Here is a 13,208-nt window from a genome sequence, read left to right as displayed (position 1 = left end):
TATGAAAATTTTAGGAATCGGAAATGCAATTGTTGATGTCATATGTAAAGTAAATGATCAATATCTATTAGAAAATGGTTTAACAAAAAGCACTATGAAGCTAGTAGATGAAAATGAATTCAAAAAACTTTTATCTACTCTAAAAATTGAAGAAACTGTATCTGGTGGATCAGTTGCAAATTCTATTGTTGGCCTATCTCAATTACAAAATAATGTTGGATTTATTGGTAAAATCAATTCTGACGAATTAGGCCAAAAATATAAAGAGGGTCTGATTAAGGAAAAAGTGCAATATTTTTATGATAACAGAGAAGAAATTTTACCGACTGGTACATGTTTAATTCTAATAACACCTGATTCGGAAAGAACAATGATAACTTTTTTAGGTATAGCAGGAAAAATTAGTGAAAAAGATATTAATGAAAATGCTGTTAAAGAAAGTGAAATGATATTTTTAGAAGGATATTTATGGGATGAAGGTGATCCAAAATCTGCATTTGATAAAGCAATGTCCTTAGCTAATAAAAAAGCGATGACGTTATCCGACCAGTTTTGTGTAAAAAGACATAAGGATAGTTTTTTAAACCTTGTTAAAAATAAGCTTGATATTACTTTTGCTAATGAACAGGAGATTAAATCTTTAATTGATACAAAAAAATTTAGTGATGTTATTACGTTTGGAAAACAATTAGGAAAACTTCTTATTATTACTCGAGGAGAAAAAGGGAGTATTGCTATTAAAAATAATGAAGTGGTTGAATGTGAAGCTAAGTCAAATTTGAAAATTATAGATTTAACAGGTGCTGGTGATTTGTTTGCAGCAGGATATCTTCATGGATTTATTAATAAATTTTCAATAGAAAAGAGTCTTGAAAAGGGTACAGAAATGTCGTCAAAGATAATTCAAAAAATTGGCGCTAGATTAAATTAGTTTTATTTTACTCAATAAAATACCCATTTTTATGACTTAATATAAAATTGTTATCATTAAATTTGATATTTAACTTTTTTCGTAATCGATATATGTGTGTTTCAACAGTATGCGTTTCCATTTCAGGTGAATAACCCCATATATTTTTTTGTAAATCAGACACATCATGTTTTGTCTTTGTCTTATTTAAATATAAAATAATTTCAATTTCTTTTTCTGTTAATTTTAAACTTACATTATTTTTAGAGAAAAATTTAGAGTTTAGATTTAATTCGTAACTTTTAATATTAACTTTAGACTGATAATTAAATTTAAGTTTGATTAATTGAATATTAATTAGTTCTAAAATTTTATTTAAAGGCAAAGGTAATTCATTAAAAAATAATAAATTGTGATCTGTTATATTCTTATTTTGTGATAACTTCTGTTGAGAGTTTGAAATTACTAAAGAATTCTTTATATCTAAATCAAAACTATTAATAAAATCCTCTTTATTTTCATATTTTATTATTTTAAAAGTTAAATGTTCTTTAATCTCACATAAAACTTCATATAGTGAGTTAAAATTTATAATAAAAACATTTTGCTTAATCATATTCAGTAAACCTATGATAATTCATGTAAAAAATAAAAACACCCTAATAATTGATGATTTTAGGTTCAAATGTTGTGTAGGTAAAAATGGCTTAAATTCAAATAAAATAGAGGGAGATTATTCAACACCAAAAGGTTTGTTCAAGTTAGAAAAATTATATTTTAGGAAAGATAGGGTTGGAGTTCCTCAATGTAAAATTGCAAAAAAAATTATTAAAAAAAATATAGCTTGGTGTGATGATCCAAAGCATAAAAAATATAACAGTGAAATTCTAAAAATTAATAAAAAAAATAAAGAAAATTTTTATAGAAAAGATCACATATATGATTATTTAATAACAATTAGTCATAATAGTAAAAAAATTCCCTATAAGGGTAGTGCAATCTTTATACATATAACTAATAGCTATAAACCTACAGCTGGCTGTATAGCTCTTAAAAAAAAAGATTTTGAAATCATATTAAAATTAATTAATCAAAAAACACAAATAAAAATTGATTAACTTCTTGGACCAAAGATTTTAGACCCAATTCTTAAAAATGTTGCATCATTTTTAGCTGCTTCCAAATAATCTTCTGACATGCCCATGCTTAAATCGATTAGGCCTAATTCTTTATTAATTTTACTCATCTCTAAAAAATAATTTTTGACCTCTCCTTCTTTAGGTGGAATGCACATGGTTCCAATTACATCTAAATTTAAATTTTTACAATATTCATTAAACTCTGAAGCTTTCTCTTTACTTATTCCGGATTTTTGTTCCTCATTACCAATATTAATTTGTATAAAAAACTTAAGTTTTTTGTTTTGTTTACTCTGTTCTTCAGCAATCTTACTAGCTAATCTTTCACTATCTAATGAGTGAACATAATCAAAAATTTTAACTGCCAACTTTACTTTATTCGTTTGTAACTTTCCAATTAAGTGTATTTTAATCTCTCTATTTCTAGCTTTAATGTCTTTCCACTTATCTAATGCTTCTTGGACTTTATTTTCACCATAATCTAAATGTCCATACTCAATGAGAGGTAAAATTTTTTCAATAGGAAATGTCTTTGATACAGCGATAATTTTGCTTTTTTTATTATTATTTAAATCATTTACTTTTGATTTAATTAGCTCTTTTATATAAGTTAAGTTTTTAACAGTATTATGCATAATTATTTACCTAATAAGTATTACTTTATAAGTAAATTTGATAAAAATCACATAGATAAACTTGATAAAGATACAGCAATAATTTATAGAAATTATACTGAAAAATTAGACACAAATTTAATTTTAAAAATAAAGAATTATTCAAAAAAAAGAGGCAATAAATTTATTCTATCAAATAATATTAAATTAGCTTTAAAGCTCAATTTGGATGGTGCTTATATACCCTCTTTTAATACAGAATATAAACACCTTTGTTACTCATATAGAAAAAATTTTATTTTGTTAGGTTCTGTTCATAATTACAAAGAAATCAATGCTAAAGTTTTACAAAAGGTTGATGCTGTTTTTTTATCTTCACCATTTAGAAAAAACAAAAATTATTTAGGTATTAATAGATTTAAGTTATTATCCTCATTAACAAAAAAAAAAATTATTGTTTTGGGTGGGCTATCTAAAGAAAACATTAAACAACTAGACTTATTAAATTGTTTTGGGTTTGCTGGAATAAGCTTTTTTGAGAGAGACAAAAAAAACAGCCCATAAATTAATATGGGCTGTTTTTTAAATTTTAAATTTACTTAATTACTAAAATGCAAATGTTACAGCAACTTCTGTGAAACTATCATCATCAGTTGACGTACCAGCTACAGCTTCAGTTGTGTTATGAACTGCACCAATAGTAATTGATCCCATTGTGTATGACGCTGAGAAACCTGCACTGTCTTCGTCAGATTTAGTAGTGTCACCAAACTCAACTGTAGATAAACCATAAGATACACTTAAGTTTTCATTTACAGCAAATGACGCAGCAATGTGATTTCTGTCTTCGTCAGAAGTAGTAAGCGTGTTGTCAATTTTCGACACCTGGATACCCAATGTTGCAGGACCAGTTGTGTACTTAGCCCACATAGTTGAATGATCTTGGTCAGTCGTAACTGTTGCACCAGCTTTATCACCCATACCAATACCAACTTGTAAACCATCCATTAGATCGTTTGAAAGTAGTACGATAGATTTATCTGAACCAGTTGCAGCATTATTAGTATAAGCAACTGAAACTGTTGCTCCCATTAAGCTACCTTCATATCCCCATTGGTTCACATTTGAATGATCAACAACACCGTTATCATCAGCATTAACATCATCCCAAACTTCTTCACCAGCAGTTGGCATAACGTCATCATATTTACCGATACCAGCAATGTCAGTTCCATTTCCTAGACCAATCATTCCTGCATCACCCATGTCAATTTTAACAGAAGTAGATGAGAAAGCTGCATCAGTCATAGTGTAACCATAACTTACAGTCATTCCATTATCTAAATCTCCAGATCCTGAAAAGCCAATAGCTTTATCTGTACTGTATGAGTTTCCAGTAGTTTCTGACTCATGCTGTGATTGGTATTTTATTTTTGCAGTTCCAGATACATCTAATGCACCTGCAAAAGCTGCAGTAGTTGCTAGAGAACCTGCTAATGCAGTTAACCCTAGTTTTTTTAAGTTGTTCATATTTTTCTCCATTTTTATTGTTTTATAATTATAAACACTGTTTTATTAGCAAATTTTGCTTTATTTTATTAAATTTTATCATAATTCTGACCATTTATTTGGCAATTGATGCTTTTATGCAACACTATATCCCTTATTTTTAGTTTTTTTCTACTTTAAATTTAGTTAAAAATTTAAACCTATCATGATCTTAAAAATATGATAATTAAAGCATTATCTGAGCTTTATGGCAATCAAAATAACTCTAAAATTAATAGTCCTTTTTCTTATGATTTTAAGTCTAGAATCATGTGGTTTATATAGGCCTACAGATGCAAAAAAATTCCCTCCTGAGCCTGAAAAAAGGATACAAAAAAATATTGAAGAAGGAAGAGGTTTTAGTTTTGGTAATAAAGAAAAAAATAACGGCTCTTTTGATTTTGCTACCTCTAATGAATTGTGGAGGGCAACACTTGATACATTAGATTTTATGCCACTTCTTGCAGTTGACTATGGTGGGGGGTTAATAATAACAGATTGGTATAATGATACTAACGAACCAAATAAATCAATTAAAATTTCAATTCGTTTTTTAACAAATGAAATTAGATCTGACGCATTAAATATTCAAATCTTCAATAAAAATTGTGACGTAAATACTAATTGCAAAATAATAGAAAATGAAAGTGCTTTAAATAATGAATTAAAATTGGCTATTTTAAAAAAAGCAGCTACTTATTTTAAAAGTAAAAAAAAAGGTAAAAAAAGAAGCTTAGATTTTCTGAAATCCTCAGATAGATAGGGTTATAAGACACACTCGTGACTAGATATAATTTTAAATCAGTAGAAGAAAAATGGCAAAAGATTTGGGAGGATAAAAAAGTTTTTGAATCAAAGGTCATCAAAGACAAAAAAAAATTTTATTGCCTTGAAATGTTTCCATATCCATCTGGTAAAATTCACATGGGGCATGTTCGAAATTATACTATTGGAGATGTCTTAGCTAGATATAAATCTATGCGTGGGTTTAATGTTCTTCACCCCATGGGATGGGACTCTTTTGGAATGCCCGCAGAGAATGCTGCTCGTCAGAATAATTTAGATCCTAAGAAGTGGACAGAAAAAAATATATCCACAATGAAATCACAACTAAAACAACTTGGTTTATCTATTGATTGGAGCAAAGAAATTTCAACTTGCTCACCTGAATACTATAAACATCAACAAAAATTTTTCCTAGATCTATATGACAAGGGCTTAGTTTATAGAAAAGAAAACTATGTAAACTGGGATCCTATTGATCAAACAGTTTTAGCAAATGAACAAGTAATTGATGGCAGAGGCTGGCGATCAGGGGCCATAGTTGAAAGAAAAAAACTTAACCAATGGTGTTTTAATATTTCAAAATTTTCAGATGAACTTTTAGATGATTTAGAAAAACTTGATGAGTGGCCTAATAAAGTTAAGGTGATGCAAAAAAATTGGATTGGAAAATCCTTTGGTAGTGAAATTACTTTTCAAATTGAAGGCATTGATGACGTAAAATCTGTAAAAATTTTTACAACAAGACCTGATACACTTTTTGGCTGTTCATTTTTGGCTCTATCAGTTGATCATCCAATATCCAAATATTATGAAAAAGATGATAATTTTAAAAAATTTAAAGAAGACTGCTCAAAGTCTGGCACAACAGAAGAGGCTATAGCACAAGCTGAAAAAATAGGTTTTAAAACTAAACTTTTAGCAACAAATCCTTTTGACTCTGAAAAAAAAATTCCTATTTTTTTTGCTAATTTTGTTTTAATGGATTATGGCTTTGGAGCTGTTTTTGGATGCCCAAGTCATGATCAGCGAGATTTAGATTTTGCATTAAAATATAATCTAGACATAATACCTGTTGTAAAACCAAATGATCATGTCGGAGAATTTAAGGTTGAAAAAGAAGCGTATACAGGACCAGGGAAAATTTTTAATTCAAAATTCCTTGATGGGTTAAGTGCACCAGAGGAATCAATATTAAAAGCCATTCAAGTTCTGGAAGAGAAGAAATTAGGAAATAAAAAAATTAACTTTAGATTAAAAGATTGGGGTATTTCTCGTCAAAGATATTGGGGATGCCCAATACCCATTGCTTATAATAAAAATAATGAAATTGTAAAAATACCAAATGAATTTTTACCAATTAAACTTCCAGAAAATATAAACCTTAATACAAAAGGTAATCCACTGGATCATCAAGATGAATGGAAGAAAATTTTAATTGATGGTGAGGAGTGTGAGCTAGAAACGGATACTCTTGACACTTTTGTAGACTCTTCATGGTATTTTTTAAGATTTTGTTCACCTAAGAATGATGAAAATGGTTTTAATGTTGACGATATTAACTATTGGATGCCAGTTGACCAATATATTGGAGGGGTGGAACACGCAATTTTACATCTTTTATACTCAAGGTTCTTTATGCGGGCTTTGAGTTACAAAAATGATCAAATAAATATAAAAGAGCCATTTAAAGGCTTATTTACACAAGGTATGGTTTGTCATGAGACATATAAAGATCAAGAGAATAACTGGGTTAGTCCTGATGAAATAACCTCTGAGGATAATAAAAACTATTATAAGAAAAATAATCTTTCAGAGAAAATAATTGTAGGACCCATAGAGTCTATGTCTAAATCAAAAAAAAATACCATTGACCCTGAAGAAATAATAAAGAATTATGGTGCTGACTCTGTAAGGTTATTTATTTTATCAGATAGCCCCCCTGAAAAAGACATACAGTGGTCAGATACTGGAATAAAGGCTGCTTTTAAATTTATCCAGAAGTTTTGGACCTTACACTTAAATATAAAAAATCAGATTGAAGGACAAAATGATAAATTTATAGGAAAGAAGGGAGATGAAATTTTTAGATTTACCAATCAAATACTTCAAAAGATTACAAAAAATTTAGAAAGTTTTCAATATAATGTGCTTGTAGCAAATTTGTATGAGATTTATAATTTTTTTTCCAAAAATATTTCCTCAGTAAGTGCTGAAGATTTAAAAGTTAATTATATCAAAATATTATGTTCTTTAAATCCAATTTTACCACATCTTTCAGCTGAATGTTTTGAGGATTTGAACATCAAGAATAGCTATCAATGGCCTGAAATTGAAAAAAAATACTTAATACAAAGCAAAACTTCTATAGTAATTCAGATAAATAGTAAAAAAAGATCTATAATGGAAATGCAATTTAATATTAATGAAAAAGCATTGATGCAAGAAATATATAAAGATGCTAAATGTAATAAATATTTAGAAGACAAAATAATTGTGAAAACAATTTTTATTAAAGATAAATTGATTAATATAATTACAGACTAAAAATGAGAATTAAAAAAAATATTATTATAATCTTTTTAGTGATGACCATGTTAAATGCATGTGGATATACTCCTATATATTATAAAGAAAACATTGATTTCAAGATAAAAAATATTGAAATGGAAGGAGATAAATTAATTAATAATAGAATTTATAAAAACCTAAAAAATATTCAAAGTCAGCAAAATAACCAAAAAATTATTGAAATAAATCTGTACTCAATAAAAGAAAAAAAAATTACTACAAAAAATTCAAAAGGTGATGCTAAAAGTTTCAATTTAAGAATTAATACAAAATTAACAATTAAAGATAACAATTCTAATATAATGATAAAAAATTTTGGAAAAAGCTTCAACTATAACAATATAGACAGAAAGTTTGATTTGAAAAAAAATGAAAAAAAAATACAAGAGAACTTAGCTGAAGAAATTTCTGAAGAAATAATCTTGTTTTTGTACTCTTTATAAAATGATAATAAAATCTTTTGAGCTAGAAAAGATAAACTTAAAAAAACAATCTCTTTTTTTATTATATGGTGAGAATCAGGGGCATAAAAACCAAATAATTGAGAATAAATTTAAAGTAAAATATCCAAATAATACTTATTACTATGAAGAGAGCGAAGTTCTGAATAATATTGAGAATTTTTTTAACAATATTTTATCAAAATCTTTTTTTGAAAATGAAAAATTAATTATAATAAATAGAGCAACTGATAAAATAAAAGTTGTAATAGAGGAAATTATCGAAAAAAAAATTGATGACTTAATTTTAATTTTAAATTCAAATACTCTTGAGAAAAAATCAAAAATAAGATCTTTATTTGAAAAAAATAAAGAAATATTTTGTGTTCCATTTTATGAGGATAACAATCAAACCTTATCAGCTATGGTAAATGGTTTTTTTAGAGAAAACAAAGTGCCTATTTCACAACAGGCCATTAATTTGATTGTTCAACGTTCAAGAGGAGATAGACAAAACTTAAATAATGAACTTGAAAAAATAAGAAATTTCATACTAAATAAAAATAAAATAGAAATACAAGATATCTTAAAACTCACTAATTTAGCCGAAAATTATAATGTTTCTGAATTAATTGATTGCTGCTTGTCCAAAAATAAAAAAAGAACCATTAATATATTGAATGAGAATAATTACACGCTAGATGATTGTATTATAATTATTAGAACTTTTTTAATGAAAGCAAAAAGACTGATTAAATTAAGTAAAAGTTTTGAAAAGACAAAAAGTTTAGACGCAACAATAGGGAGTTTTAAACCGCCAATATTTTGGAAGGACAAAGAGATTGTAAAACTTCAAATAAAAAATTGGTCTTATAAAGAGGTTAAAAATTTAATATATCAAATTAATACTGTTGAACTTTTAGTTAAAAAACATTCTAATAGTTCCATTAATATTTTGTCAGATTTTATCATTGAAAAATCTTCGATAATTAATAATTAGACTTTATAATTTCAATAATTTTGTTAAGCTGATCAAGGTCTTTGTATTCTAAAAGTAAAGTCCCAGTATTGTCTTTTTTATTTTTAATCAAAACATTCAAGCCAATTTTTTCTATAATTGAATTTTCTAGACCTTTTAAATTGGCATCTTTAAATGTTTTAGAGGGCTTTTTTTTCGTCTTATATATTTTTACAAAATTTTCTGCTTGTCTTACAGAAAGAGATTTTTCAATTATTTTAGTTGCTACAAATTCTGCATTATCTAACCCTACCAAAACTTTTGCATGACCAGGTGATAATTTTTTAGTTTCAACTAGTCTTAAGACAGCATTTGGTAAGTTTAATAATCTTAAAATATTAGTTATATGGCTTCTGCTTTTTCCAATAAATTGAGCAACTTTATCTTGATCATAAGAAAATTCCTGAATAAGACGTTGATAACCACGTGCTTCTTCAATTGCATTTAGATCATTTCTTTGAACGTTCTCAACAATAGCAAATTCTAAAGATTTTAAATCATCTACATCAGTTATAACTACTGGTACCTCGTGTAGACCAGCTTTTTGTGCCGCTAGCCACCTTCTCTCACCTGCAATTATTTCATATTTAGAATTATGATCGTTTGACTTTCTAACAATGATTGGTTGAATAATACCTCTCTCCTTTATCGAACCTGTTAAATCTTTTAAACTTTCTTCATCAAATATTTTTCGTGGTTGAAATTTATTACTTAATAAATTGCTTATAGAAACTTTATTAATATTTATTTCTACTTTTGTTTCACCTATTAAAGATGACAACCCTCTACCTAAACCTTTTTTTATTTTTGTTGTATCCATTATGCAGCACTCCCTATTTTTTGTTCTTGACCAATAAATTCATCTGTAAAACTAAAATATGATTTACTTCCAGGACAAGACTTGTCGTAAATTAAAACCGGCATGCCGTGAGATGGTGCCTCAGACAGTCTTACATTTCTTGGTATGATAGTAAGATAAACCTTTTCTTTAAAATAATCTCTTGCTTCTTTTTCAACTTGTGATGAAAGCTTGTTTCTTTTGTCATACATGGTCAAAAGAATTCCTCTGATCTTTAATTCAGGATTTAAGTTAACTTTTATTCGTTCTATTGTTTTCATTAATTGTGTTAAGCCCTCTAGAGCAAAAAATTCTGTCTGCAATGGGACCACAAGTGAGTGAGATGACACTAAAGCCATGACTGTAAGTAAACTTAGTGATGGTGGACAGTCTATAAGTATATAATCATAGTATCCTCTAGAATTATTTAAATAAGCGGCTAATTTAACCTTTAATATGAAGGCTCGCTCGTTATCACTGGCTATTTCTATCTCTAGTCCAGACAAATCAACATTTGAAGTGATAATGTCTAAATTTTCAAATTCTGTTTTTTTGATTACCTCGGTAATTGACCTTGTTCCGTTCAATACACCATAAATTGTATCACTAGAATTTTCTAAATTAGATAAACCAAGTCCTGTAGTAGCATTTCCTTGTGGATCTAGATCAATTACTAAAACTTTTTTTTCTTGCTGAGCTAGACCAGCTGCAAGGTTGATGACTGTTGTTGTTTTTCCAACCCCACCCTTTTGATTTATTATAGAAATAATTTGCATTTAATTTTTTAATTTTTTTTTTTATATTTTTTATATTTAATAAGAATGAATCTTGGCTTGTAATACTTTTTTTTTTTCAAAATCAAAATCCCACTTTTTTAAAGTTTCTTCTAAAATTTTTTCGCCATTTTTTCCCATGAACAAAATTAAATTTTTATAACTACTAAAATTTTTATAAACTAAATCTAAAACTACAGGTAAGGGCTTAAAAGCTCTTGCCATTATTGTACCTGACTGTAAATTTTGTGCCTCAAAAATATTTTCTTGTATTACCTCTGTATTTAATCTTAAGTCTCTTGATACTTTTCTCAAAAAAGCACTCTTATGATGACTTTTGTCATATAAATGTACTTTTGCATCATTTTTTAAGTTTTTAATCATTATTGCAATAATTATGCCAGGCATACCTCCGCCTGAACCTATATCAGTTATATTAATACTATTTAAATCAACAAATTCAATGATTTGTGCTGAATCGACTATATGGCGGTCTCTAATTACTTCATTTTTCGCAGTTTCTTTACTTATCATGTTAATTTGTTCATTTCTTTCTTTAAGCATAGCAATGAAGCTCTCAAAATCTACAAATGTTTCACGTGAAACATTTTGATCTTTTAGTAGTGAATATTTTTTTAAAATTTCCTCCATTAAGCTATAAGCTTAATAGACTTTCTTTTTACATGTGACAACAAAATATATACAGCAGCTGGAGTTATTCCATCAATTCTTAACGCTTGTCCCATAGTTTTTGGTTTTATTTGTTTAAATTTAGCTTTTACTTCATTTGATAGTCCAGAAAGATCATCATAGTTAACTTTGTCGGGAATAACTAAATTTTCATCTCTTTTAAATGCCAATATATCTGCTTTTTGTTTTTTTAGATAACCTCTATAATGCGCATTTGTTTCAATTTGCTCATCTATTTTTTTACAAAAATATGGAATTTCAGGCCAAATTTCCCTGATTTTTTTCATATCAACACCTTTTTGTGTTAATATTTCATTAGATTTTCTTAAAACACCATCTTTTGCAATTTTAATATCAAAGTTTTTGATTTTTGTTGGGGACATTGATAATTCAGACATTATTTTAGATATTATTCCTAATTTTTGTTCTTTATCTTTAAAAATATCCTCTCTTTCTTTTGATATTAATCCAATTTCAATTCCTTTATTTGTTAATCTTTGGTCGGCATTATCAGCTCTCAAACTTAGTCTATATTCAGCTCTAGAAGTAAACATTCTATAAGGCTCTGCAACACCCTTAGTTACTAAATCATCTATCATGACACCAATGTAAGCATCAGACCTATCTAAAATAAATGGCTCTTCTTTCTTAAAAGATAATGCAGCATTAATTCCGGCTATTAACCCCTGTGCGGCTGCTTCTTCATATCCAGTTGTACCATTTATCTGTCCAGCAAGGTATAAATTTTGAATTTTTTTTGTTTCAAGAGTTAAAAATAGTTCTCTAGGGTCAATATAGTCGTATTCTATCGCATAACCTGGCCTAATTATCTTAACATTTTCTAAACCGCTGATATTGTTACATATTTCTTGCTGTACATCCTCAGGTAATGATGTGGATATTCCATTTGGGTATATTGTGTGATCATTTAACCCTTCAGGCTCTAAATATATCTGGTGACGGTCCTTATCTGCAAACTTTACTATTTTATCCTCTATTGAAGGACAGTATCTTGGACCAACACCTTTTATACTTCCTGAGTACATGGCACTTTTTTGAAGATTTTTTTGAATTATCTTATGAACCTTTTCATTCGTATAAGTCATCCGACATGAAACTTGTTTGTTTAAATTTTTTTTAGTTAAGAAAGAAAAAAAATAAGGCTCGTCATCTGCAAACTGTTCTTCTAAATTATTATAATTAATTGTTCTTGAGTCGAGCCTTGGTGGTGTTCCTGTCTTAAGTCTTCCTATTTTAAAATCATATTTTGCGAGTTGTTCGCTTAATCCTCTTGAAGGCTTTTCATCAAATCTTCCTGCTGGCGTTCTCTCATCTCCAATATGAATCAAACCATTCAAAAATGTTCCAGTTGTTAAAATTAGCTTTGCGCAACTAATTTTTTTTCCAGACTTTGTTTCAAAACCATTTATGGTATTTTTATCAAAAATAAACTTAATCACAGGGTCTGAAAAAACTGTTAAATTACAGTAGTTTAATAATTTTTCTTGCATATATTTACGATACAAAGATCTGTCAGATTGAGTTCTCGGTCCCTGAACTGCTGGACCTCTACTTCTATTTAATAATCTAAATTGTATTCCAGATTTATCTGCAACCTCACCCATCACACCATCTAAAGCATCTATCTCTCTAACTAGATGACCTTTACCAAGACCACCTATTGCTGGATTACAAGACATCTCTCCTATAGTCTCAATTTTATGAGTGAATAGGGCCGTGTTGACTCCAAGACGCGCAGAGGCTGCTGCAGCCTCACAACCCGCATGTCCTCCTCCAATAACTACTACTTCAAATGATAAATCATTTTTCATAACCTAAATTTATAACTCATAAAAAAATTTACAAGGAGTCCGTGTTTTTTAA

13 protein-coding genes and 1 pseudogene are annotated in these 13,208 nt (G+C 28.0%); 7 read left to right on the top strand and 7 right to left on the bottom strand.

Features of this window, described 5'->3' with window-relative positions; translation table 11 throughout:
- Position 1: 1 nt before the first annotated feature.
- Positions 2-931: an adenosine kinase gene (locus AC5YGA_RS06750; RefSeq protein ID WP_415308371.1), complete on the top strand. Its 930-nt coding sequence runs from the start codon at positions 2-4 to the stop codon at positions 929-931.
- 7 nt (positions 932-938) lie between these two features.
- Here AC5YGA_RS06750 and AC5YGA_RS06745 read toward each other — a convergent pair whose 3' ends face one another.
- Positions 939-1,526, bottom strand: coding sequence for a helix-turn-helix domain-containing protein (locus AC5YGA_RS06745; protein ID WP_415308370.1), 588 nt, complete (start codon positions 1,524-1,526; stop codon positions 939-941).
- 13 nt (positions 1,527-1,539) lie between these two features.
- Here AC5YGA_RS06745 and AC5YGA_RS06740 point away from each other — a divergent pair, with 13 nt between their 5' ends.
- Positions 1,540-2,028, top strand: a complete 489-nt coding sequence (locus tag AC5YGA_RS06740; RefSeq protein WP_415308369.1) for a L,D-transpeptidase family protein — start codon at positions 1,540-1,542, stop codon at positions 2,026-2,028.
- Here the strand turns inward: AC5YGA_RS06740 and AC5YGA_RS06735 are convergent.
- Positions 2,025-2,684, bottom strand: coding sequence for a YggS family pyridoxal phosphate-dependent enzyme (locus AC5YGA_RS06735; protein ID WP_415308367.1), 660 nt, complete (start codon positions 2,682-2,684; stop codon positions 2,025-2,027). The genes AC5YGA_RS06740 and AC5YGA_RS06735 overlap by 4 nt on opposite strands.
- On the opposite strand from AC5YGA_RS06735, the gene AC5YGA_RS06730 reads away from it, so the two are divergent.
- The gene (locus AC5YGA_RS06730) at positions 2,679-3,227 is read left to right on the top strand and encodes a thiamine phosphate synthase (protein WP_415308365.1); all 549 of its coding nucleotides are present in this window, start codon (positions 2,679-2,681) and stop codon (positions 3,225-3,227) included. The genes AC5YGA_RS06735 and AC5YGA_RS06730 overlap by 6 nt on opposite strands.
- Positions 3,228-3,269: 42 nt before the next feature.
- Here AC5YGA_RS06730 and AC5YGA_RS06725 read toward each other — a convergent pair whose 3' ends face one another.
- Positions 3,270-4,193 (bottom strand): porin, encoded by a 924-nt coding sequence (locus tag AC5YGA_RS06725; protein ID WP_415308363.1) that lies wholly within the window; start codon positions 4,191-4,193, stop codon positions 3,270-3,272.
- A 268-nt stretch (positions 4,194-4,461) separates the two neighbouring features.
- Between AC5YGA_RS06725 and AC5YGA_RS06720 the strand changes: the two genes are divergently transcribed.
- Genes AC5YGA_RS06720 through holA form a run of 4 tightly spaced genes read left to right on the top strand, consistent with a single transcriptional unit; the run spans position 4,462 to position 9,005 of the window.
- Positions 4,462-4,974: a DUF3576 domain-containing protein gene (locus tag AC5YGA_RS06720; RefSeq protein WP_415308362.1), complete on the top strand. Its 513-nt coding sequence runs from the start codon at positions 4,462-4,464 to the stop codon at positions 4,972-4,974.
- A 17-nt stretch (positions 4,975-4,991) separates the two neighbouring features.
- Positions 4,992-7,541: a leucine--tRNA ligase gene (leuS, locus tag AC5YGA_RS06715; protein WP_415308360.1), complete on the top strand. Its 2,550-nt coding sequence runs from the start codon at positions 4,992-4,994 to the stop codon at positions 7,539-7,541.
- A 2-nt stretch (positions 7,542-7,543) separates the two neighbouring features.
- A complete protein-coding gene (locus tag AC5YGA_RS06710; protein ID WP_415308358.1) occupies positions 7,544-8,008 on the top strand; it encodes a hypothetical protein in 465 nt (154 codons plus the stop codon).
- A 1-nt stretch (position 8,009) separates the two neighbouring features.
- Complete coding sequence (gene holA, locus AC5YGA_RS06705; protein ID WP_415308356.1) at positions 8,010-9,005, top strand: DNA polymerase III subunit delta; 996 nt, start codon at positions 8,010-8,012, stop codon at positions 9,003-9,005.
- Here holA and AC5YGA_RS06700 read toward each other — a convergent pair.
- The 4 genes and pseudogenes from AC5YGA_RS06700 to mnmG form a co-directional block, all read right to left on the bottom strand.
- Positions 8,995-9,843, bottom strand: coding sequence for a ParB/RepB/Spo0J family partition protein (locus AC5YGA_RS06700; protein ID WP_415308355.1), 849 nt, complete (start codon positions 9,841-9,843; stop codon positions 8,995-8,997). The two genes, holA and AC5YGA_RS06700, sit on opposite strands and share 11 nt — an antisense overlap.
- Positions 9,843-10,637, bottom strand: a complete 795-nt coding sequence (locus AC5YGA_RS06695; protein ID WP_415308353.1) for a ParA family protein — start codon at positions 10,635-10,637, stop codon at positions 9,843-9,845. The genes AC5YGA_RS06700 and AC5YGA_RS06695 overlap by 1 nt, the downstream gene beginning before the upstream one ends.
- Positions 10,638-10,650: 13 nt before the next feature.
- Positions 10,651-11,285, bottom strand: a pseudogene (locus tag AC5YGA_RS06690) (16S rRNA (guanine(527)-N(7))-methyltransferase RsmG); the annotation flags it as partial.
- Positions 11,285-13,156, bottom strand: coding sequence for a tRNA uridine-5-carboxymethylaminomethyl(34) synthesis enzyme MnmG (gene mnmG, locus AC5YGA_RS06685; RefSeq protein ID WP_415308349.1), 1,872 nt, complete (start codon positions 13,154-13,156; stop codon positions 11,285-11,287). The gene mnmG and the pseudogene AC5YGA_RS06690, both read right to left, overlap by 1 nt.
- Positions 13,157-13,208: the final 52 nt, after the last annotated feature.

The organism is Candidatus Pelagibacter sp. uisw_091, from assembly GCF_059512525.1.
This window is presented reverse-complemented; position numbering and strand designations above follow the sequence as displayed.

Excerpts from the sequence above, each read along its gene's own strand:
- AC5YGA_RS06750 (WP_415308371.1), top strand. The coding sequence starts at position 2 with ATGAAAATTTTAGGAATCGGAAATGCAATTGTTGATGTCATATGTAAA.
- AC5YGA_RS06745 (WP_415308370.1), bottom strand. The coding sequence starts at position 1,526 with ATGATTAAGCAAAATGTTTTTATTATAAATTTTAACTCACTATATGAA.
- AC5YGA_RS06740 (WP_415308369.1), top strand. The coding sequence starts at position 1,540 with ATGATAATTCATGTAAAAAATAAAAACACCCTAATAATTGATGATTTT.
- AC5YGA_RS06730 (WP_415308365.1), top strand. The coding sequence starts at position 2,679 with ATGCATAATTATTTACCTAATAAGTATTACTTTATAAGTAAATTTGAT.
- AC5YGA_RS06735 (WP_415308367.1), bottom strand. The coding sequence starts at position 2,684 with ATGCATAATACTGTTAAAAACTTAACTTATATAAAAGAGCTAATTAAA.
- AC5YGA_RS06725 (WP_415308363.1), bottom strand. The coding sequence starts at position 4,193 with ATGAACAACTTAAAAAAACTAGGGTTAACTGCATTAGCAGGTTCTCTA.
- AC5YGA_RS06720 (WP_415308362.1), top strand. The coding sequence starts at position 4,462 with ATGATTTTAAGTCTAGAATCATGTGGTTTATATAGGCCTACAGATGCA.
- AC5YGA_RS06710 (WP_415308358.1), top strand. The coding sequence starts at position 7,544 with ATGAGAATTAAAAAAAATATTATTATAATCTTTTTAGTGATGACCATG.
- holA (WP_415308356.1), top strand. The coding sequence starts at position 8,010 with ATGATAATAAAATCTTTTGAGCTAGAAAAGATAAACTTAAAAAAACAA.
- AC5YGA_RS06700 (WP_415308355.1), bottom strand. The coding sequence starts at position 9,843 with ATGGATACAACAAAAATAAAAAAAGGTTTAGGTAGAGGGTTGTCATCT.
- AC5YGA_RS06695 (WP_415308353.1), bottom strand. The coding sequence starts at position 10,637 with ATGCAAATTATTTCTATAATAAATCAAAAGGGTGGGGTTGGAAAAACA.
- mnmG (WP_415308349.1), bottom strand. The coding sequence starts at position 13,156 with ATGAAAAATGATTTATCATTTGAAGTAGTAGTTATTGGAGGAGGACAT.